This is a genomic window from Pseudomonas sp. B6002 (assembly GCF_013385985.1).
Lineage (GTDB): Bacteria > Pseudomonadota > Gammaproteobacteria > Pseudomonadales > Pseudomonadaceae > Aquipseudomonas.
Genome location: NZ_JACAOY010000025.1, coordinates 188,393 through 209,119 on the forward strand (window position 1 = coordinate 188,393; position 20,727 = coordinate 209,119).

The 20,727-nt window shown below is 60.1% G+C and carries 21 protein-coding genes and 1 tRNA gene; 20 read left to right on the forward strand and 2 right to left on the reverse strand.

Features of this window, described 5'->3' with window-relative positions:
* Window positions 1-179: 179 nt before the first annotated feature.
* The 12 genes from thrS (at window position 180) to HX792_RS26050 (ending at window position 9,431) form a co-directional block, all read left to right on the forward strand.
* Window positions 180-2,102, forward strand: coding sequence for a threonine--tRNA ligase (thrS, locus tag HX792_RS25995; protein WP_176998760.1), 1,923 nt, complete (start codon window positions 180-182; stop codon window positions 2,100-2,102).
* Window positions 2,102-2,653, forward strand: coding sequence for a translation initiation factor IF-3 (gene infC, locus HX792_RS26000; protein WP_169850653.1), 552 nt, complete (start codon window positions 2,102-2,104; stop codon window positions 2,651-2,653). The genes thrS and infC overlap by 1 nt, the downstream gene beginning before the upstream one ends.
* Before the next feature lie 60 nt (window positions 2,654-2,713).
* Window positions 2,714-2,908: a 50S ribosomal protein L35 gene (rpmI, locus tag HX792_RS26005; RefSeq protein WP_002553160.1), complete on the forward strand. Its 195-nt coding sequence runs from the start codon at window positions 2,714-2,716 to the stop codon at window positions 2,906-2,908.
* A 30-nt stretch (window positions 2,909-2,938) separates the two neighbouring features.
* The gene (gene rplT, locus HX792_RS26010; protein WP_007913489.1) at window positions 2,939-3,295 is read left to right on the forward strand and encodes a 50S ribosomal protein L20; all 357 of its coding nucleotides are present in this window, start codon (window positions 2,939-2,941) and stop codon (window positions 3,293-3,295) included.
* Between the two features lie 109 nt (window positions 3,296-3,404).
* Window positions 3,405-4,421, forward strand: a complete 1,017-nt coding sequence (gene pheS / locus HX792_RS26015) for a phenylalanine--tRNA ligase subunit alpha (protein ID WP_017737822.1) — start codon at window positions 3,405-3,407, stop codon at window positions 4,419-4,421.
* Between the two features lie 26 nt (window positions 4,422-4,447).
* Entirely contained in the window at window positions 4,448-6,826 is a 2,379-nt protein-coding gene (gene pheT / locus HX792_RS26020; RefSeq protein ID WP_176998761.1) for a phenylalanine--tRNA ligase subunit beta, read from the forward strand.
* 3 nt (window positions 6,827-6,829) lie between these two features.
* Complete coding sequence (gene ihfA, locus HX792_RS26025) at window positions 6,830-7,132, forward strand: integration host factor subunit alpha (protein WP_002553164.1); 303 nt, start codon at window positions 6,830-6,832, stop codon at window positions 7,130-7,132.
* Window positions 7,113-7,469, forward strand: coding sequence for a MerR family transcriptional regulator (locus HX792_RS26030; RefSeq protein WP_003174972.1), 357 nt, complete (start codon window positions 7,113-7,115; stop codon window positions 7,467-7,469). The genes ihfA and HX792_RS26030 overlap by 20 nt, the downstream gene beginning before the upstream one ends.
* Window positions 7,470-7,559: 90 nt before the next feature.
* Window positions 7,560-7,636: transfer RNA gene (locus HX792_RS26035), tRNA-Pro, on the forward strand.
* A 108-nt stretch (window positions 7,637-7,744) separates the two neighbouring features.
* Window positions 7,745-8,572, forward strand: coding sequence for a LexA family transcriptional regulator (locus HX792_RS26040; RefSeq protein ID WP_256349907.1), 828 nt, complete (start codon window positions 7,745-7,747; stop codon window positions 8,570-8,572).
* A gap of 343 nt (window positions 8,573-8,915) precedes the next feature.
* Entirely contained in the window at window positions 8,916-9,104 is a 189-nt protein-coding gene (locus HX792_RS26045) for a Com family DNA-binding transcriptional regulator (RefSeq protein WP_176998762.1), read from the forward strand.
* Between the two features lie 6 nt (window positions 9,105-9,110).
* The gene (locus tag HX792_RS26050; RefSeq protein ID WP_176998763.1) at window positions 9,111-9,431 is read left to right on the forward strand and encodes a hypothetical protein; all 321 of its coding nucleotides are present in this window, start codon (window positions 9,111-9,113) and stop codon (window positions 9,429-9,431) included.
* A gap of 233 nt (window positions 9,432-9,664) precedes the next feature.
* Here HX792_RS26050 and HX792_RS26055 read toward each other — a convergent pair whose 3' ends face one another.
* The gene (locus HX792_RS26055) at window positions 9,665-10,498 is read right to left on the reverse strand and encodes a CmcJ/NvfI family oxidoreductase (RefSeq protein ID WP_176998764.1); all 834 of its coding nucleotides are present in this window, start codon (window positions 10,496-10,498) and stop codon (window positions 9,665-9,667) included.
* Window positions 10,499-10,515: 17 nt separating this feature from the next.
* Window positions 10,516-10,836, reverse strand: a complete 321-nt coding sequence (locus HX792_RS26060; protein ID WP_256349908.1) for a hypothetical protein — start codon at window positions 10,834-10,836, stop codon at window positions 10,516-10,518.
* A 277-nt stretch (window positions 10,837-11,113) separates the two neighbouring features.
* Here HX792_RS26060 and HX792_RS26065 point away from each other — a divergent pair, with 277 nt between their 5' ends.
* From HX792_RS26065 to HX792_RS26100, 8 genes are all read left to right on the forward strand, one after another.
* Complete coding sequence (locus tag HX792_RS26065; RefSeq protein WP_176998765.1) at window positions 11,114-11,782, forward strand: GntR family transcriptional regulator; 669 nt, start codon at window positions 11,114-11,116, stop codon at window positions 11,780-11,782.
* Between the two features lie 77 nt (window positions 11,783-11,859).
* A complete protein-coding gene (locus HX792_RS26070; protein ID WP_176998766.1) occupies window positions 11,860-12,666 on the forward strand; it encodes an ABC transporter substrate-binding protein in 807 nt (268 codons plus the stop codon).
* Between the two features lie 11 nt (window positions 12,667-12,677).
* Window positions 12,678-13,454 (forward strand): amino acid ABC transporter permease, encoded by a 777-nt coding sequence (locus tag HX792_RS26075; RefSeq protein ID WP_176998767.1) that lies wholly within the window; start codon window positions 12,678-12,680, stop codon window positions 13,452-13,454.
* 2 nt (window positions 13,455-13,456) lie between these two features.
* On the forward strand, window positions 13,457-14,236 hold the full coding sequence (locus HX792_RS26080; protein ID WP_176998768.1) for an amino acid ABC transporter ATP-binding protein: 780 nt from the start codon (window positions 13,457-13,459) through the stop codon (window positions 14,234-14,236).
* 20 nt (window positions 14,237-14,256) lie between these two features.
* Window positions 14,257-15,348 carry a polyamine ABC transporter substrate-binding protein gene (locus tag HX792_RS26085; protein ID WP_176998769.1) on the forward strand — a complete coding sequence of 364 codons (1,092 nt, stop codon included), beginning with the start codon at window positions 14,257-14,259 and terminating at the stop codon, window positions 15,346-15,348.
* A 17-nt stretch (window positions 15,349-15,365) separates the two neighbouring features.
* A complete protein-coding gene (locus HX792_RS26090; RefSeq protein ID WP_176998770.1) occupies window positions 15,366-16,976 on the forward strand; it encodes a gamma-glutamyltransferase family protein in 1,611 nt (536 codons plus the stop codon).
* A gap of 192 nt (window positions 16,977-17,168) precedes the next feature.
* Entirely contained in the window at window positions 17,169-19,559 is a 2,391-nt protein-coding gene (locus HX792_RS26095; RefSeq protein ID WP_176998771.1) for a TonB-dependent receptor, read from the forward strand.
* Window positions 19,560-19,805: 246 nt separating this feature from the next.
* Window positions 19,806-20,726, forward strand: a complete 921-nt coding sequence (locus tag HX792_RS26100; protein WP_176998772.1) for a Fe(3+) dicitrate ABC transporter substrate-binding protein FecB — start codon at window positions 19,806-19,808, stop codon at window positions 20,724-20,726.
* Window position 20,727 lies beyond the last annotated feature (1 nt).

Sequence of the window (20,727 nt, forward strand, 5' to 3'; positions counted from 1 at the left end):
CCTTGCCATGTTCTTTTTAGCTCACTCCAGTCACTCTGGTTCGATTATCGGTTGGCCGAAAGGCTCCTGCCGCTGTAAGGCAGGCGTTCATCACTGAACGGCCTGGTATTGGATCTTGTACTGGCTCATCCCAACCCACGTGACCTTTGGTAGGGGTCACCACTAGGAGAGGAGGCGCCATGCCAACTATTACTCTTCCCGACGGCAGTCAACGTTCATTCGATCATTCGGTTTCCGTAGCCGATGTCGCCGCATCCATCGGTGCAGGCCTGGCCAAAGCCACCGTGGCCGGCAAGGTCGACGGCAAGCTGGTCGATGCCAGCGACCTGATCACCACCGATGCCAGCCTGCAGATCATCACGCCCAAGGACCAGGAGGGGCTGGAGATCATTCGCCACTCTTGCGCTCACCTGATTGGCCACGCGGTCAAGCAGCTGTATCCGACCGCGAAAATGGTGATCGGCCCGGTCATCGAAGAAGGCTTCTATTACGACATCGCCTATGAGCGTCCTTTCACACCGGACGACCTGGCCGCGATCGAACAGCGCATGCATCAGCTGATCGAAAAAGATTACGACGTGATCAAGAAAGTCACGCCGCGCGCCGAAGTGATCGACGTGTTTACCGCCCGTGGCGAAGACTACAAGCTGCGCCTGGTGGAAGACATGCCGGACGAGCAGGCCATGGGCCTGTACTACCACGAAGAATATGTCGACATGTGCCGTGGCCCGCACGTGCCGAACACGCGTTTCCTCAAGTCTTTCAAGCTGACCAAGCTGTCCGGCGCCTACTGGCGTGGCGATGCGAAAAACGAGCAACTGCAGCGCATCTACGGTACCGCCTGGGCTGACAAGAAGCAGCTGGCTGCCTACATCCAGCGCATCGAAGAAGCTGAAAAGCGCGACCACCGCAAGATTGGCAAGCGCCTGAACCTGTTTCACCTCCAGGAAGAAGCGCCGGGCATGGTGTTCTGGCACCCGAACGGCTGGACCTTGTACCAGGTGCTTGAGCAGTACATGCGCAAGGTTCAGCGCGACAACGGCTACCTGGAGATCAAGACGCCGCAAGTCGTTGACCGTAGCCTGTGGGAGAAATCCGGGCACTGGGCCAACTACGCCGACAACATGTTCACCACCCAGTCGGAAAACCGCGACTACGCCATCAAGCCCATGAACTGCCCTTGCCACGTGCAGGTGTTCAACCAGGGTCTGAAGAGCTATCGCGAGTTGCCGATGCGCCTGGCCGAGTTCGGTGCCTGCCACCGTAACGAGCCATCGGGTGCGCTGCACGGCATCATGCGCGTGCGTGGCTTCACCCAGGATGACGCCCACATCTTCTGCACCGAAGAGCAGATGCAGGCCGAATCCGCCGCGTTCATCAAGCTGACCATGGATGTCTATCGCGATTTCGGCTTTACCGAAGTCGAAATGAAGCTGTCCACTCGTCCGGAAAAACGCGTCGGTTCCGACGAGCTGTGGGATCGCGCCGAATCGGCACTAGCCGCAGCGCTCGACAGCGCGGGCCTTGCGTACGACCTGCAGCCAGGCGAGGGTGCTTTCTACGGTCCGAAGATCGAGTTCTCGCTGAAAGATTGCCTTGGCCGTGTCTGGCAGTGTGGTACCCTGCAGCTCGATTTTAACCTGCCGATCCGTCTGGGCGCCGAATACGTGTCCGAAGACAACAGCCGTAAACACCCGGTTATGCTGCACCGGGCGATCCTCGGTTCGTTCGAACGGTTCGTCGGGATCCTGATCGAGCACTACGAGGGTGCATTCCCTGCGTGGCTGGCTCCGACCCAGGCAGTGATCATGAATATCACTGATAAACAGGCAGATTTTGCCGCTGAAGTTGAAAAAACTCTCAACGAAAGCGGGTTTCGTGCCAAGTCCGACTTGAGAAATGAAAAGATCGGCTTTAAAATCCGCGAGCATACTTTGCTCAAGGTTCCCTATCTTTTGGTTATCGGAGATCGGGAAGTCGAGATGCAGACTGTCGCTGTGCGTACTCGTGAAGGTGCTGACCTGGGCTCGATGCCCGTCGCCCAGTTCGCTGAGTTCCTCGCGCAAGCGGTTTCCCGGCGTGGTCGCCCAGATTCGGAGTAATTATTATTAAGCGTGAAATGAGACAAGATAAACGAGCTGCACCGAAAGCCCCGATCAACGAGAATATCTCGGCACGCGAGGTTCGGTTAATTGGCGCTGACGGCGAGCAGATTGGCATCGTCTCGATTGATGAAGCGCTTCGTATCGCTGAAGAGTCCAAGTTGGACTTGGTGGAAATCTCCGCCGACGCAGTCCCGCCTGTTTGCCGGGTGATGGACTACGGCAAGTCGATCTTCGAAAAGAAGAAGCAGATTGCTGCGGCGAAGAAGAACCAAAAGCAGATTCAAGTAAAAGAAATCAAGTTTCGTCCAGGGACGGAGGAAGGGGATTACCAGGTAAAACTGCGCAACCTGGTACGTTTCCTGAGTGATGGGGACAGGGCCAAGGTATCCTTGCGATTCCGCGGCCGTGAGATGGCCCACCAGGAGCTGGGGATGGAACTCCTCAAGCGGGTTGAAGCTGACCTGCTGGAGTACGGTTCCGTCGAGCAGCATCCTAAGATGGAAGGACGCCAGCTGATCATGGTCATCGCCCCGAAAAAGAAGAAGTAATCAACAGGGCACGGCAGGCCTTCTGATTATGTTTATCAACTGAATGCGGAGTATCCGAACATGCCAAAGATGAAGACTAAAAGTGGTGCTGCTAAGCGGTTTCTGAAAACTGCTAACGGTATCAAGCACAAGCACGCTTTCAAGAGCCACATCCTGACCAAAATGTCGACCAAGCGTAAGCGTCAACTGCGCGGTAGCAGCTTGCTGCATCCGTCTGACGTGGCAAAAGTCGAGCGCATGCTGCGCCTTCGTTAATTTTTGGATCAAGAATAGAGGAAGTAACTCATGGCTCGTGTAAAGCGTGGCGTCATTGCCCGTAAACGTCACAAAAAAATTCTGAAACTTGCTAAAGGCTACTACGGCGCGCGTTCACGCGTATTCCGTGTTGCCAAGCAAGCGGTAATCAAGGCAGGCCAATACGCCTACCGTGACCGTCGTCAGAAAAAACGTCAGTTCCGCGCTCTGTGGATCGCTCGTATCAACGCTGGTGCACGTGTTAACGGTCTGTCCTACAGCCGTTTCATCGCTGGCCTGAAAAAAGCGTCCATCGAGATCGACCGTAAGGTTCTGGCTGATCTGGCAGTGAACGAAAAAGCGGTGTTTGCCGCGATTGTCGAGAAAGCTAAAGCCACCTTGGCTTAAGTACCCCCGACAGTCATTCTGGGTTGCTCCTGCAGCCCAGGGTGGTAAACGTCATAAATAGGGGAAGAGCCTTCAAGCTCTTCCCCTATTTTGTATCTGGAGTCTGTACATGGAAAACCTGGACGCGCTCGTCGCTCAAGCTCTTGAGGCTGTGCAAAGCGCTGAAGATATCAATGCCCTGGAGCAAATCCGGGTTCACTACCTTGGCAAAAAGGGTGAATTGACTCAGGTGATGAAGACCCTGGGGAATTTGCCGGCTGAAGAGCGTCCGCAAGTCGGTGCGCTGATCAACGTCGCCAAGGAGCGTGTTACAGAGGTTCTCAATGCGCGCAAGGCGACGATGGAGGAGGCCGATCTCGCGGCCAAACTCGCCGCCGAGTCCATTGACGTAACCCTGCCTGGCCGTGGCCAGGCCTCGGGCGGCCTGCATCCGATCACCCGGACTCTGGAACGTATCGAGCAGTTCTTCACCCACATTGGCTACGGCATTGCCGAGGGCCCTGAGGTCGAAGACGACTATCACAACTTCGAGGCGCTCAACATCCCAGGCCACCACCCGGCCCGGTCGATGCACGACACCTTCTATTTCAACGCGAACATGCTGTTGCGCACCCATACCTCGCCAGTACAGGTCCGCACCATGGAAGCGAACAAGCCGCCGATCCGCATCGTCTGCCCAGGCCGTGTGTACCGCAGCGACTCCGATATCACCCACTCGCCGATGTTCCACCAGGTCGAAGGCCTGCTGGTTGATCGCGACATCAACTTCGCCGACCTCAAGGGCACCATCGAAGAGTTTCTTCGTGTGTTCTTCGAGAAAGAGCTGGCGGTGCGTTTCCGTCCATCGTTCTTCCCGTTCACCGAGCCATCCGCTGAAGTGGATATGGAATGCGTGATGTGCAGCGGCAAAGGCTGCCGCGTGTGCAAGCAAACCGGCTGGCTGGAAGTGATGGGCTGCGGCATGGTTCACCCGAACGTGCTGCGCATGTCCGGGATAGACCCGGAAGAATTCTCGGGCTTTGCCTTCGGCATGGGCGTTGAGCGTCTGGCCATGCTGCGTTACGGCGTGAACGACTTGCGTCTGTTCTTCGACAACGACTTGCGGTTTCTCGCGCAATTTCGCTAGTCGTAACGAACCTTTAGGAGAGCAGGATGAAATTCAGTGAACAATGGCTGCGTGGCTGGGTAAGCCCGCAGGTAGGCCGCGACGAGCTGGTTGCTCGTCTGTCGATGGCCGGTCTTGAGGTCGATAGCGTTACTCCGGCCGCCGGTGTTTTCAATGGCGTGGTGGTTGGCGAGGTGCTGAGCACCGAGCAACACCCCGATGCCGATAAGTTGCGTGTGTGCCAGGTCAGCAATGGCGCGGAAACCTTCCAGGTCGTGTGCGGAGCGCCCAACGTGCGCCCCGGCCTGAAGATCCCGTTTGCCATGATCGGTGCCGAGTTGCCAGGCGACTTCAAGATCAAGAAAGCCAAGCTGCGTGGTGTTGAGTCCAACGGCATGCTGTGCTCCCAGGCCGAGCTGCAAGTGGGTGAGGGCAACGATGGCCTGATGGAACTGCCGGCCGACGCGCCAGTGGGCCAGGACATCCGCGTTTACCTGGAACTGGAAGACGCCAGCATCGAGGTCGACCTGACCCCGAATCGTGGCGACTGCCTGTCCCTGGCCGGCTTGGCCCGTGAAGTGGGCGCGCTGTACAACGCCCCGGTCACCCGCCCGGTCGTTGCTGCCGTGCCTGCGGTACACGACGAGGTGCGCCCGATTGAAGTGCTGGCGCCAAACGCCTGCCCACGTTACCTGGGTCGTGTGATCCGTAACGTCGACCTGTCCAAGCCAACCCCGCTGTGGATGGTTGAGCGTCTGCGTCGCGCCGACGTGCGCAGCATCGATGCAGCTGTCGACATCACTAACTACGTGATGCTGGAGCTGGGTCAGCCGCTGCACGCTTTCGATCTCGCCGAAATCAACGGTGGCATCCGCGTGCGCATGGCTGAAGAAGGCGAAAAGCTTGTTCTGCTTGATGGCCAGGAAGTCAGCCTGCGCGCCGACACGCTGGTCATTGCTGACCATTCCCGTGCCCTGGCGATTGCCGGCGTGATGGGTGGCGAGCACAGCGGCGTGTCTGACACCACTCGTGACGTTTTCCTTGAAAGTGCGTTCTTCGACCAGATCGCCATCGCTGGCAAGGCCCGCTCCTACGGCCTGCACACCGATGCGTCGCACCGCTACGAGCGTGGCGTCGACTGGAAGCTGGCCCGTGAAGCCATGGAGCGCGCCACTGGCCTGCTGCTGGAAATCACCGGTGGTGAAGCCGGCCCGATCACTGAAACTGTCAGCGAGCAGCACCTGCCGTCTGTTGCGCCGATCACTCTGCGTGCCAAAAGCGTTGAGCAAATGCTCGGCCTGGTGATTGAGCCGGCTGAAATCGAGCAACTGTTGTCCGCCCTCGGCCTGGGTATCACCGCCGGCGGGGAAGGGCAGTGGCACGTTGAAGTGCCAAGCCATCGCTTCGATATCAGCCTGGAAGTCGACTTGATCGAAGAACTGGCCCGCCTGTATGGCTACAACCGCCTGCCGGTTCGTTACCCGCAAGCGCGCCTGGCCCCGCAACCCAAGGCCGAGGCGCGTGCGCACCTGCCTGAGCTGCGTCGCCTGCTGGTGGCTCGTGGTTACCAGGAAGCGGTGACCTACAGCTTCATCGATCCGAAGCAGTTCGAACTGTTCAACCCGGGCGTCGAGCCGCTGTTGCTGGCCAACCCGATCTCCAATGACATGGCTGCCATGCGTTCGTCGCTGTGGCCAGGCTTGGTGAAGGCGCTGTCCCACAACCTGAACCGTCAGCAAGACCGCGTGCGCATGTTCGAAAGCGGCCTGCGTTTTGTCGGTCAATTGGACGGCCTCAAGCAAGAGCCGATGCTGGCCGGTGTGGTGTGCGGCAGCCGCCTGCCGGAAGGCTGGGCGCAGGGTCGCGAACCCGTGGACTTCTTCGACGTCAAGGCAGACGTGGAAGCGGTATTGGGCTTTGCCGGTGCCTTGGATGACTTCACCTTCCTGCCTGGCAGCCACCCGGCGTTGCACCCGGGCCAGACTGCACGTATCGAACGTGAAGGTCGTTTGGTGGGCTTCGTCGGCGCCATTCACCCTGAGCTGTCGAAAACCCTCGGCCTGGACCGTCCGGTCTTTGTTTTTGAGCTAGTCTTGGCTGAAGTCGCGTCGGGCAAGATGCCTAAATTCAGCGAGTTGTCGCGCTTCCCTGAAGTGCGTCGTGACCTCGCGCTGATTGCCGACCGTGAAGTCGCCGCCACTGCCGTTCTGGATGTAATCCGTGAAAATGCAGGGGAATGGCTGACAGACCTCAGGCTATTTGACGTCTATCAGGGTAAAGGTATTGATCCGCATAGAAAAAGCCTTGCAGTTGGCTTGACCTGGCAGCATCCATCGCGCACTCTTAATGACGATGAGGTGAATACCACGACACAAAATATCCTCACCTCGCTCGAACAAAGGTTGAACGCCACGTTAAGGAAGTGACGTATGGGGGCTTTGACGAAAGCTGAGATGGCGGAACGTCTGTACGAAGAGCTGGGTCTGAACAAGCGCGAGGCCAAGGAATTGGTTGAGCTGTTTTTTGAAGAGATCCGACACGCTCTGGAAGACAACGAACAGGTCAAATTGTCCGGTTTCGGCAATTTTGACCTGCGGGACAAACGCCAGCGGCCTGGCCGCAATCCAAAAACGGGAGAAGAAATCCCGATCACGGCTCGCCGTGTGGTCACCTTTCGTCCAGGGCAGAAGTTGAAGGCCCGAGTTGAGGCTTATGCTGGAACCAAGTCATAACGACGAGCTACCCGTCATCCCAGGCAAACGCTACTTCACCATTGGTGAAGTCAGCGAGCTCTGTGCGGTAAAACCGCACGTGCTGCGCTATTGGGAGCAGGAGTTTCCTCAACTCAACCCCGTCAAACGCACCGGGAACCGTCGGTATTATCAGCGCCAGGATGTGCTGATGATCCGACAGATCCGTGCGTTGCTGTACGACCAGGGGTTCACCATCAGCGGCGCGCGCCAGCGTATGTCCGGTGATGAAGCCAAAGACGACACCACCCAATACAAACAACTGATCCGCCAGATGATCTCCGAACTCGAAGATGTGCTGGTGGTGCTGAAGAAGTAATTCCAGCTTTTAAAATACTTCCACATTTCAAAAGCTTGCGGTATATTCCGGTTCGCTTCCTCAAGAAGCGAACCCAGTAACACGCCTAGTCGGGGCGTAGCGCAGTCCGGTAGCGCACTAGCATGGGGTGCTAGGGGTCGAGTGTTCGAATCACTCCGTCCCGACCATTATTCCTGAGTAAAGTCAGACATTTGAGCCGATCAACTGGATCGGCTTTTTTGTGTCTGCGGGAAATTCGCGAAAAGCGCAAAAGCTTATTTAGCAGATACTTGGAGATGGCTAACTATTTCCATTGGGAATATTCTTGCTGGATGACGAACGAAAGACGCCAATTGCTGGACTGGGAGCGCGATGAGTGCGCGGCTTTGAAAAAGGCCCTTGCGGACTACAATTCTGCGCGCCCCAAGGACAAGCGCCTTACCCAAGACGAAATAGCCCATGCCGTAGGGATGAGCCAGGGAACGCTGGGAAGCCATCTCAACGGTCACCGACCTTTAACCCAAAAACTTGCCGTTTCCATGGCGCAAATGCTCGGCGTTCCAATCGGATGTTTCAGCAAGCGGATTGAAGCCGACATAGGCCGAATGGCCTCTGCCGTTGGCATCAACTCGGCAATCGCCGGCCCGAACGTTGACGAACGCATTCCACCGCGCAGCTTCGACCTTGCCGATGACGAGAGCTACACCGGCGTCTTGCAACTGACCGCTCGCGGATCAACCGGTGGCGGCGATGACAACTCGCACGTCGAGATACGTGGTGTGCTGGCTTTCAAAACAGAATGGTTGCGCGCCAACAACCTCAACCAGCGGCATCTGGACGTGATCTACGCCAGCGGCCACAGCATGGAGCCGACCATCAATGATGGTGACGTGCTGCTGATTGACGAGTCGAAGATCGAGCCAAAGGACGGCCAAATCTTTGCCATGCAGAGCGCGTCCAAGGGGACGATCGTAAAGCGCCTGGTGAGGTCCGACTTTGACGGTTGGATCATCCGCAGTGATAACCCTGACAAGACGCGCTACGGCGACGAAGCGCTGCGTGACGGGGAGATAAATGAAATTCGTATCATTGGGCGCGTGATTTGGCGAGGCGGAGTGCTTTAGTTACGTGAATGCCTTTGCAAGCGTCATCCAGCTCACCAAGCCCGGCCCAGTGCCGGGCTTCTTGTTTCTGCTTTCCACGGCTTCATCCGCAAACTTGCCACTGAGTGTTATTTATCTCCCTGGGAAATAAAAATCTCCAATGGAGTTGACATGAGTACTTCCATAGGAGATATTTACTCCATCGCCGGGTAACAACCGGCCAGACAGTAGGCAGCGACGAACAGGCCTCCGCGAGCACTGTCCGGTCCTGGAATTTTTGGCTTCCTACACTTACTTGAGCCTCAATCAATACGAGGTTTGTGATTGCCCACGGAAAGGGCGGTTCAGCAAAAGGAATTTGCTGATGTTGAAAGAGTTCAGATGCGGTAGCTGCAAAAGACTTCTCGCCCGTACGGGTGGGTTTACAGAGCTCCAGATCAAGTGCACCCGATGCGGGACCTTGAATCATGTGAAGGCCACGAGCCTTGAGCAATCGCCTTTGAGCGACATAAAAGCGGAATTCTCCGCGACCAATCATTCGACTCAAAGGTAAATAATCATGGAACAATTGAAAGTAGGCGCAAAATTCATCAACTACGACGGCTTCGTTGAGCCTGTTCGTCCAATTATCACACCGGCAGAAAATACCAACGGCATCGTGCTGCGAACCTGCTACGCCTACGGCGGGAAAATGCTTACCGGCACGGTAACGCCCGTTCCAACTAATGGCGAGTTTACGGCGTTCCCGATTGTGTTCCTTGGCTTGGGCAGCCCGTCGGGCGAAGTTGTCATTCCGGCAGGTCAAGGTCTTTGGTGGGCGCCGGTCGAAGGGGGGTTCAGTCCCTCTTACGCTTACACCACCTATGACGATCTTGCCTGATTGAACGGGTCTTAAAGAGGGTTTGCCCTCTTTGGCCACCCCTAAGGCCCAGCTCAGTGCTGGGCCTTACCTATTCAGAGCCTCTGCAAAGCAGGGGCTTTTTCGTCTCCAGCGCCAGAAAAGGCCTGATCTGCCGACGCATCATCACGGTATCAGCGCGGGCGAGGCGTTCTGCCTGGGAGCCGCTCAGGTGTTTGGCCCGTTCCCGTGTCGACCAAATTTCACCGCCCCAATCACGCGTCGAAGAACACCAACGCCCTTACCTCGATACTTCGCCGTGGTGGTGCATCATCTGGCGTTGTGGGGTCGTCAAACGCCGTGTGTGCGCTCAACCTCGCCACATCCTGCCGCGAATCATGGATCTTCAACAGCAATGCTTCATCAGGTCGCAATTGCGGGTAGTAATACCAACGATGTGCCGGGTTGGCCTTGACTGAAAACGTCTCGCCGACCTTGTCGCGATACACCAGGTCACTGGGCAGCAGGTCACTCGCCGCCATGCTGCGTGCGTCGCACAACGCCAGTGGGGTGCTCAAAACCGGCGCTCCGATCGGTCGCCATACATTAATAATCGCAAACCGCTTGAGCAGCCGCTGCTGCGCTTCATCGCTGGGCAGGTGGTCATGCACTCGGCGAACGGCCGAGCGTTCGGTCTGGTCGTTGTGCACGTACCGCACGGGTTCGCGCAGCCCGCGTGCTTCTCGACCTGGGTTATCCACGCGAATCGTATGATCGAAAATCACCACCTTCACGGCACCCGTCTGCTGCTTGAGCAGCGCTTCGGTTTCCGGGTAGTACAGCAGGCGCACTTGCTCATCATCTTCCAGGTTGGCGACGGCGCTGGTGTGATCAACTTTCTCGAAGCCGTTGCGATTGATATTGGCCGGTTCATCCAACAGCCGCGCGTTATGGATAGTCACCTGGGTGGGGTCAAGCACACCGCTGCGTTGGGCGACGCCTTCGGGCGGCGGGTAGGTGTAGTTCACCGGACGTTCTCCGGTGTCCAGCAGGTAATTGAGCACGCCGCGCACCGAGGCGGGGGCGAGCTGAGTCTGATGGGTGCCCATAAAACCACCTCCAGAGGTCAGAACGGTTCCTTGAATGGCCGCAGGTCCAGCTCCTGGGTCCAGGCGCTGCGCGGTTGGGTATGCAGGTACCAATAGGCGTCGGCGATATCATCGAGCTTCAATGCGCCGTCTTCACCCAGCGTGGTCAGGTACTCGGGCGCGCGGCTTTTTATGCGGTCGCCGTCGATGGACCCATCGATGACCACATGGGCGACATGTACATTTTTAGGGCCGAACTCCCTGGCGAAGGACTGCGCCACCGAACGCAACCCAGCCCAACCACCGCGCCGACCCCGGCGATCCACACCACTGATTCCGCCATCAACCTTCGCTCCCATGAAGTCCGTGGCTATCAATCTACCGATCCAGCCCCGCCAGGAATAAGAATATCGACAGCTAAGGATATGCCCTCACGCTGTTACTTCCGCCCACCGGTGGGGCGTTTTCTGAGCCATTTGGTAGCAGATTCCTACGTCTGCATTCCTGCCAATCCGCTGCGTATCTCATCTATTCCATCCAAATCAACCACTTGCCTCACCACCCACCCAATTGGTACGCATCCTGCTTTTTTGCATTCATGGATAATTGGATACAAAAATACAAAAGGTGCTGCCGATGCAATTTGCCCCCGCTTACGTTGACCGCCAGCCCCTTACCGCCGAGGAGGAGGCCTACAACTTCCTGCTTGATGCCATTTGCAGTGGCCGCTACCGCAAGGGCGACCGGCTGATTGCCGAAGACATCGCCAGTGAAATCGGCATGAGCCGCATGCCGGTGCGCGAAGCCTTTCGCCGCCTGGATGCCCAGGGTCTGGTCACCCTGAGGCCCAACCGCGGCGCCGTCGTCAGCGGCCTGGATATCGACGAGTTGCACGAAGTCTTCGAGATGCGCAGCGCCCTCGAGGGCCTGGCAGTACGTGTGGCCGTCAGCCGGATCGGCGAGCGCCAATTGGCCGCACTGGGACGCATGCTCGACGAGATGGACGATTACCGCGACGAAAGCGCCGCCTGGGTCGGCCGCCACCGTGCTTTCCACGAATACCTGTGCAGCCTCAGCGGCCGCCCGCGCTTGGTGAAGCAGATCTCGGCGCTGTACTCGCTGGTGGAAGCGCCCATGCGCCTGTGGCTGCAACACGGTGACAAACCCCTCAGCGCCCGCGAAGAACACGCGGTGATCCTTGATGCGATTCGCGCCGGTGACGCCGCTCGCGCCGAAGCCGTGGTGCGCGAACACATCGAAGGCACCGTGCCGGCGCTGATCCAGTTTTTGCAGTCGGAAAAATAATCAGAGGTGGGCCCAAGCCCACCCGTGTTTTGACTTTGAGTCCTGCCCCGTTAACCAACGAACTGGAGTGTCTGGTCATGCATAAACGCCGCGCCTTGCTGGTGGCTGTCTCCCTCGGCCTCTGTACCCAATGGGCCTCTGCTGCGCCCCAGGTGCCGGAGCGCTTGAAGAACGCCGACAAACTCGTCTACTGCTCGGGGATGGATTCACCGCCCCTCGTGTCCTTCGATGAAGCGCAGAAACCGAGGGGACTTACCGTTGACCTGGGCCTGGAAATCGCCAAGCGCCTGGGCGACAAACAGGTGCAGTGGCGGGTGATTCCATTCTCCGGCCTGGTGCCAGCCTTGCTCGCCCAGCAGTGCGACATGATCGTCGACCAGCTATTCGACAAGCCCGAACGGCGCCAGGTGATCGACATCGTCAACTACATGTACTCCAGCCAGTCGGTGGTGGTGCCCAAGGGCAACCCCAAAGGCATCAAGTCGCTGGATGACCTGTCCGGGCACAAGGTCGCGGTGCTCAACGGCTCCACCATCAAGACCCTGCTCGACGCGCAAAACGACACCCTCACTAAGGCCGGCAAGCCGCCGATGAAGCTGGTGGTCTACAACACCGACACCGATGCCTTCCAGGCCCTGCGCATCAGCCAGGTCGACGCCTACGGCACCACCGTAGAAACCGCCGGTTACTACGCCGCCATGGCCCCCGACCTGTTCCAGGAAGGCGTACCCGCCTTCAGCCGCATCCTCACGGGCCTGGGCATGCGCAAGGACGATCCGCAACTCACTGCCGCCGTGCAGCAGGTGATCAGCGACATGCGCAGCGACGGCAGCTACGTGGCGTTGCTCAATAAATGGCATGTTAGCAGCGACACTCTCGACTGAGGTTTCCAGCCATGAACTTCAATTGGGATGTGTTCTGGCAGTACCTGTTGCAGCCCAGCGGGGTGTACCTCACCGGGCTCTGGCTGACGTGCCTGATCGCGGTGTCGGCGATGCTGCTGGGCTGCGTGCTGGGCTTGGCGGCGGCGCTGTTGCGCCTGTCGAAGAACCCGCTGCTGCACCTGCCGGTACGCTTTTATGTGTGGTTGATGCGTGGCACGCCACTGCTGGTGCAGATCGTGTTCCTGTACACGGCGCTGGCGGCAGGCGGGATTTTTCGCTTTGAGGACATCGAGCTGTTCGGCCTGATCGTGCCGGGCAATATCCAGGCGGCCATCATCGCTCTGGGCCTCAATGAAGGCGCGTACATGGCCGAGATCATCCGCGCTGGCATCGGTGCCGTGGACAAGGGCCAGTACGAAGCCGGGCGCTCCCTGGGCATGGGCTTTGCCAAGTTGATGCGACGCATCGTGCTGCCCCAGGCGTTCCGCGTGATCGTGCCGCCCCTGGGCAACGAGTTCAACGTGATGCTCAAGAACACCACCCTGGTCAGCGTGATCGGCGTGCAGGAGTTGCTGCTCAGCACCCAGATGGTCACCTCGGCGACGTTCCGCGTGTTCGAGTTGTACCTGGTGGTCGCGATCTACTTCTTGATGCTCACCACGCTCTGGGGCTTCTTCCAGCGTTGGCTGGAAGCGCGTTTCGGCCAGTCCGACCGACCTTCCGCACCGCCTCCCGCGTCCAGCCGCATGTTCGGGCGCAGCACCCTGAAACTGCTGAGAGGACGCTGACCATGGCGCACCAAAGTGAAGAACTGATCATCGAAGCCCTCGACTTGCACAAGTCGTTTGGCGACCTGCAGATTCTCAAGGGCATCTCCCTGCAAGTGCGGCGTGGCGAAGTGGTGGTGCTGATCGGCGCCTCCGGTTCGGGCAAGACCACTTTCATTCGCTGCATCAACCTGCTCGAAGACATCCAGGGCGGACGCATCCGCGTCAACGGCCGCGCCATGGGCTATCGCGAACGCAGCGACGGCAGCCTGGTGCGTGACTCTGAACGCAACATTGCCCGCCAGCGCCGCGACATTGGGATGGTGTTCCAACGCTTCAACCTGTTCCCCCACATGACCGCGCTGGAAAACATCATCGAAGCACCCATCCACGTGCTCGGCACGCCACGCGCCGAAGCCTTGGAGCAGGCCCGTGGTTTGCTCGCGCGGGTGGGCCTGGCGGACAAGGCCAGCCATTACCCGTCGATGCTTTCCGGCGGCCAGCAACAGCGGGTGGCGATTGCTCGCGCCCTGGCGATGAAACCCCAGGCCATGCTGTTCGACGAACCCACCAGCGCCCTCGACCCGGAAACCGTCGGCGAAGTGCTGCAAGTGATGAAGGAGCTGGCGGAAGAGGGCATGACCATGGTGGTGGTCACCCACGAAATGGGCTTTGCCCGTGAAGTGGCCGATCGCGTGGTGGTGCTCGACCAGGGCGAGCTTATCGAACAAGGGCCGCCGGAACAGATCTTCAGCCACCCCAGCCATCCCCGTACCCGGGCCTTTCTCAGCCGCGTGTTATGACCCTTACAAGGAACTGTGCCATGCGTTTATCGAGCGTGTTTGCGGCGCTGTGCTGCGCCGTCGTTGTGCCCATGGGCCAAGCTGCCGACTCGGTGGTCAAGGTCTACAACTGGTCCGACTACATCGGCCCTGACACTCTGAAGAACTTTGAGCAAGACAGCGGCATCAAGGTGCAATACGACATTTTCGACACCAACGAAATGCTCGAAGCCAAGTTGCTCTCCGGGCACTCGGGCTACGACGTGGTGGTGCCGTCCAGCCAGTTCCTGTCCAAGCAGATCCGCGCCGGTGCGTACCAGCCGCTGCAACGCAATTTGCTCGACAACTGGAAGCACCTCGACCCGCGCCTGATGCAACGCCTGCAAGCTGCCGACCCTGGCAACCGCTACGCTGTGCCGTACATGTGGGGCACCGTGGGCATCGGCTACAACGCAGAGAAAGTGCGCGCCGTGCTGGGTAAGGACGCGGTGCTGGATTCGTGGTCGATGGTCTTCGAGCCGGCCAATCTGGCCAAGCTCAAAAGCTGCGGCGTGGCGTTCCTCGATGCGCCGGTGAAGATCATCCCCCAGGTCATGCTTTACCTCGGCCTGGACCCCAACAGCACCAAGCCCGACGACTATAAGCAGGCCTCGACGCGGCTGATGGCGCTGCGCCCGTCGGTAACCTACTTCAACTCCTCGAAATACACCGCCGACCTGGCCAACGGTGATATCTGCGTGGCAGTGGGGTATTCCGGCGACGTGATGCAGGCCCAGAGCCGCGCCAAGGAAGCCGGTAAGAATATCGACATCCGCTACCTGATCCCCAAGGAAGGCGTGAACCTGTGGTTCGACATGCTCGCCATTCCCAAGGACGCCGCCAACCCAACCAATGCCCACGCCTTGATCAACTACCTGCTGCGCCCCGAGGTGATCGCGCCCGTCAGCGACTACGTGGGCTATGCCAACCCGAACAAAGACGCCACGCCCCTGATGGACCCCAAGGTCAGTGGCAACCCGGGCATCTATCCCGGTGATGACGTGATCAACCACACCTTTGTCTCCGCCGACCTGCCGGAAAACATCCAGCGCCTGATGACCCGGGAATGGAACCGCATCAAGTCCGGCCAATGAATCGAAGAGTCCCTGCCATGTTGAAATTTTCTGCTCACGAGTATCCCTATCCCTCCCAACGCCAGAGCGTGTTCGCCAGGCGCGGCATGGTCGCGGCTTCCCAACCTTTGGCCGCCCAGGCCGGCATCGAGATCATGCAAAAGGGCGGCAACGCCATCGATGCGGCCATCGCCACGGCGGCCGCGTTGACCGTGGTGGAGCCCACCGGCTGTGGCCTGGGGGGCGATGCGTTTGCCTTGGTCTGGTGCAAGGGCCAGCTGCATGGTTTGAATGGCAACGGCCACGCGCCGGCCGCCTTGAGTATCGAGGCGGTGAAAGCGGCAGGGCACGACCAGATGCCGCTGTATGGCTGGACGCCGGTCACTGTGCCCGGCTGCCCATCGGCCTGGGCCGAGCTGTCCCAGCGCTTCGGCCAGTTGCCGTTTGCCGAGTTGCTGCAACCGGCCATCCGCCTGGCGCGTGACGGGTTCCCGCTGTCGCCGGTGATCGCCCAGCTGTGGCAGGCCGCGCTGGATGAGTTCAGCCCCCACCGTGACCCGGTCCTGGAGGCCTGGTTCGACACCTTCCTGATGGACGGCCGCGCACCTCGCGCCGGGGAGATATTCCGCAACCCGGCCCAGGCCCGCACCCTCGAAGAACTCGCCGCCACCCGGTGCGAAAGCCTGTATCGCGGCGCCCTGGCCGAACGCCTGGACGCCCATTCGCGTGCCAGTGGCGGCTACCTGCGGGCCAGCGACCTCAAGGACTACCGCGCCCAGTGGGTGGACCCGATCCACATCAATTATCGGGGCGTGGATGTGTGGGAAATCCCCCCGAGCGGCCAAGGCCTGGTGGCGTTGATGGCGCTCAAGATCCTCGAAGGTTTCAGCTTCGATCACCGCGACAGCCAGCAGACCTGGCACCGTCAGTTGGAGGCCATGAAGCTTGCCTACAGCGACGGCCTGCACTACATCACCGACCCGCTGCACATGCGCGTGGCCGTGGCGGATTTGCTCAGTGACGACTACAGCAGCCGGCGCCGTGCCCAGATCGGTGAACAGGCCCAGCCGCCCAAACCTGGCGACCCGCATGCCAGTGGTACGGTGTACCTGGCCACGGCCGACGCCGAGGGCAACATGGTTTCGTTCATCCAGAGCAACTACCACGGCTTCGGTTCCGGCGTGGTGCTGCCCGACAGCGGCATTGCCCTGCAGAACCGCGGGCAGGAATTCAGCCTCGACCCGGCCCACGCCAACTGCCTGGCGGCGGGCAAGAAAACCTTCCACACCATCATTCCCGGGTTCCTCACCAAAGACGGCCAGGCCCTCGGCCCGTTTGGCGTGATGGGCGGCTACATGCAGCCCCAGGGGCATGTGCAGATGGTGATGAACCTGGTGGATTTCGGCCTCAACCCGCAAGCCGCGCTGGATGCACCGCGCTGGCAATGGCTGGGCGACATGAAGGTCGGCATCGAACAGGGCGCCTCCCGTGATCTGGCCAATGCGCTGGCTCGGCGTGGTCACAAGGTGCAGGTCGACAGTGACCTGAGCGACTATGGGCGAGGGCAGATTATCCTGCGCGATCCGGTCAGCGGGGTGCTGTGTGGTGGGACCGAGCCTCGCACGGATTCCCATATCGCGGTGTGGTAAGCCGGCTCCAACCTTCACTGGCGCCGCGGTTTACCCTGACACACCGCGGCGCGGGGCAAGCCCGCTCACTACAGATTCTGGGGGATTCACAGATTTCGGGGAGGCGTTGATAAAATAAGCGAACATGCCTGTCCCTTTTTTTGCCGTCACCGGTCATTCCAGGTAAGTGAACAAAATCGAGAGCTTCCTCCAATGCCCGTTGTCCGTCCCTTGCTCAAGTTGAGCCTGCTGCTGAGCCTCAGCGCCAGCCCGTTCTTCGCCGCCGTCAGCTACGCCGAAGACACCGTCACCCGCCGCAGCTACCAGGTGCCGGCCGGCAGCCTGAGCGCGGCGCTTACCCGTTTTGCCGGTTTGGCGGGGGTCAACCTGTCGGTAGACCCTGCATTGGTCAGCGGGCGCACCAGCGTCGGTTTATCGGGCGAGTTCGGGGTGGAGGAGGGCTTTGCCCGCCTGCTGCAAGGCTCCGGCCTGCAGCTGCAATCGATGGGCGCGCAGGCCTACATGCTGGTGCCGGCGCCGGACGGCAGTACGTTGGAACTGGCACCGACCTCAATCCTCGGCACCACCGGCCTGTACGACGGCGACACCTACGCCGGCGGCCAGGTGGCGCGCCGCACCGCCCAGGGCATGCTCGGCACCCGAGACTTCATGGAGACCCCGTTCAGCATCACCACCTACACCGCCGAAGCGGTGAAAAACCAACAGGCCCGCACCCTGGGCGACCTGATCGCCGCCGACCCGTCGGTACGCGCCACCAACCCGGCCGGTGGGCGTTACGAGCAGTTCACCATTCGCGGCTTCAGCCTGTTCAACAGTGATGTGGCCTACAACGGTCTCTACGGCGTGCTGCCCACCTACACCATCGACATGGAAATGGCCGACCGCGTCGACATCCTCAAAGGCCCCAGCCAATTGATCAACGGCATCTCGCCACGGGGCAGCGTGGGCGGCGGGATCAACGTGGTGCCCAAGCGCGCCACCGACAAGGACATCAACTCGTTCACCGGCACCTGGGCCTCCGAAAGCCAGGCGGGCGGGGCGGTGGACGTGGGGCGGCGCTTTGGTGAAGACAATAAATTCGGTATCCGCTTCAACGGCGTGAAACAGGCGGGCGACACCGACTGGGATCACCAGAGCGTCGACCGCGAAATGGCCGTGCTGGGCCTGGATTTCCGTGGCGAGCGCCTGCGCCTTTCCACCGACATCGGCCACACCGAGCGCGACACCGACGCGCCCCAGGAGCGTGTCCAGGTCGCGGCTGCCGCGCCCGTGCCCAGCGCCAACGATGTGCGCCATAACTATGCGCAAGCCTGGAGCAAGGCGCGCACCAAGGACACCTTTGGTACGTTCAACGCTGAATATGATGTGAGCGATGACGTGATGCTGTACGGCGGTGTCGGCTTACGCAAAAGCAACCACGACTTCCTGCGTCATGCGGTCTCCGTCAGCAATGCGGCAGGTGATTTCAGCGTGCTGCCGCGTGACTTCACCCGCGATGAAAACGTGCGCACCTACACGGCTGGCGTGCGCAACTGGTTCCACACCGGGCCAGTGAGCCACGAGGTCAACCTGGCCGCCAGCTACTTCGACATGGACTTCACCAACGGCGGCGCACGTTATGCCGCCGCGCCGAGCAACCTCTACAACCCCGTGCAAACCCCGACCCCGTCCAGGGCGACACGCCAGGACGCCAAGGTCTACACCGAAAACAAGTTCAGTGGCGTGGCCTTGTCCGACACCCTGGGCTTTTTCAATGACCGTCTGCTGTTGACTCTCGGAGCACGCTGGCAGCGGGTCAAAGTGGATGACTGGAGCGATGGCATCAAGGGCGACACCGCCTACGACGAAGAAAAAGTCTCGCCGTCGGGCGGGCTGCTGTTCAAGGCCACCGACAAGCTGTCGCTGTACGCCAACTACATGGAAGGCTTGAGCCAGGGCAAGATCGCGCCGTCCACCTCGATCAACGAAGACCAGATCTTCCCGCCCTTCATCAGCCGCCAGGTGGAAGTGGGCGCCAAGTACGACGCCGGCGCCTTCGCGGTCACGGCCGCCGTGTTCCGCATCAAGCAGCCAGCCTATGAAACCAACGCCACCACGCGAGTGTTCGGCCCCAATGGCAAGCGCCAGAACACCGGGGCGGAACTGAGCGTGTTCGGCGAACCGCTCAAGGGTGTGCGCTTGCTCGGCGGTGTGATGTACATCGACAGCAAACTCCAAGACACCACCAACGGCACCTGGGACGGCAACCGCGCCCCGGCCACGCCCAAATACAACGTCAACCTGGGCGCCGAGTGGGATGTGCCGGGGCTTGAAGGCCTGACCCTGACCAGCCGTGGCATTTACTCCAGCTCGCAGTACCTGGACCAGTCCAACGTCAAGGAAATCGACGCCTGGAACCGCCTCGACGTGGGCGCGCGCTACGCCTTCAAAGTGGACGATAAACACGTGACCCTGCGCGCGAACGTGGAGAACGTCGCCGATAAGCGCTACTGGAGCTCGGCTGGCGCCTCGGATGACAGCGAACCGGGGCTCACCTTGTCGACCCCTCGTACCTACCTGCTTTCCGCCACGGTCGACTTCTAACCGCTGATCCTGATGCATGTGGGCTTGTGTGGGAGCTGGCTTGCCTGCGATGGCATCACCTTGGTACATCTGACACCCCGAGGCGCCTGCATCGCAGGCAAGCCAGCTCCCACAGAAAGCTCACCCAATGCCCGATGGGCGGCGCCAATGAGAATGTTTTTTGATTGCGCCGCCACGATATGGAATAGTACCCGCCGTTTTCCCCGGCCCGTCTAGCCGGGGTGTTTTAACGCCGAGGACCTTGCCATGCGACTGTTGCGCTCCATCCCGACCCTTGCCGCCTGCCTCCTGGCGTTGTCTTCAAGCGTACTGAACGCTGCCCCCATCGACCTCAATGACGGCCAGCACACCGTGCATCTGCCCGACGCGCCCAAGCGCGTGGTGGTGCTGGAATTCTCCTTTCTCGACAGCCTCGCCGCCGTCGATGTGACCCCGGTAGGCGCCGCCGATGATGGTGATGCCAATCGCGTATTGCCTCGTGTACGCCAGGCCATCGGCCAATGGACATCCGTGGGCCTGCGCTCGCAGCCGAGCATCGAGGAAATCGCGCGGCTCAAGCCCGACCTGATCGTCGCCGACCTCAACCGTCACCAGGCGTTGTACAGCGACCTGTCGAGCATCGCGCCCACCCTGTTGCTGCCGTCACGCGGGGAAGATTACGAGGGCAGCCTCAAGTCCGCCGAACTGATCGGCAAGGCCCTTGGCAGGAGCCCGCAGATGGAAGCGCGAATCCAGCAGAACCGTGCAAACCTCAAGGCCATTGCCCAGCAGATTCCCGCCGGCGCCAGCGTGTTGTTCGGCGTTGCCCGTGAAGACAGCTTCTCCGTGCACGGCCCGGACTCCTACGCCGGCAGCGTGCTGCAAGCCATCGGGCTGAAAGTGCCGTCGGTACGCACCAACGCCGCGCCCACCGAGTTCGTCAGCCTGGAACAACTGCTGGCGCTGGACCCGGGCTGGCTGCTGGTGGGTCATTACCGCCGCCCCAGCATTGTCGATACCTGGAGCAAACAACCCTTGTGGCAAGTGCTCGGCGCGGTTCGCAACAAGCACGTAGCCGAAGTGGACGGCGACAGCTGGGCGCGTAATCGGGGCGTGCTGGCCTCCGAGCAGATTGCTGAAGATGCGCTGGCGATTCTCAAGGGCGGCAACGCCGTATTGAGCCAATAAC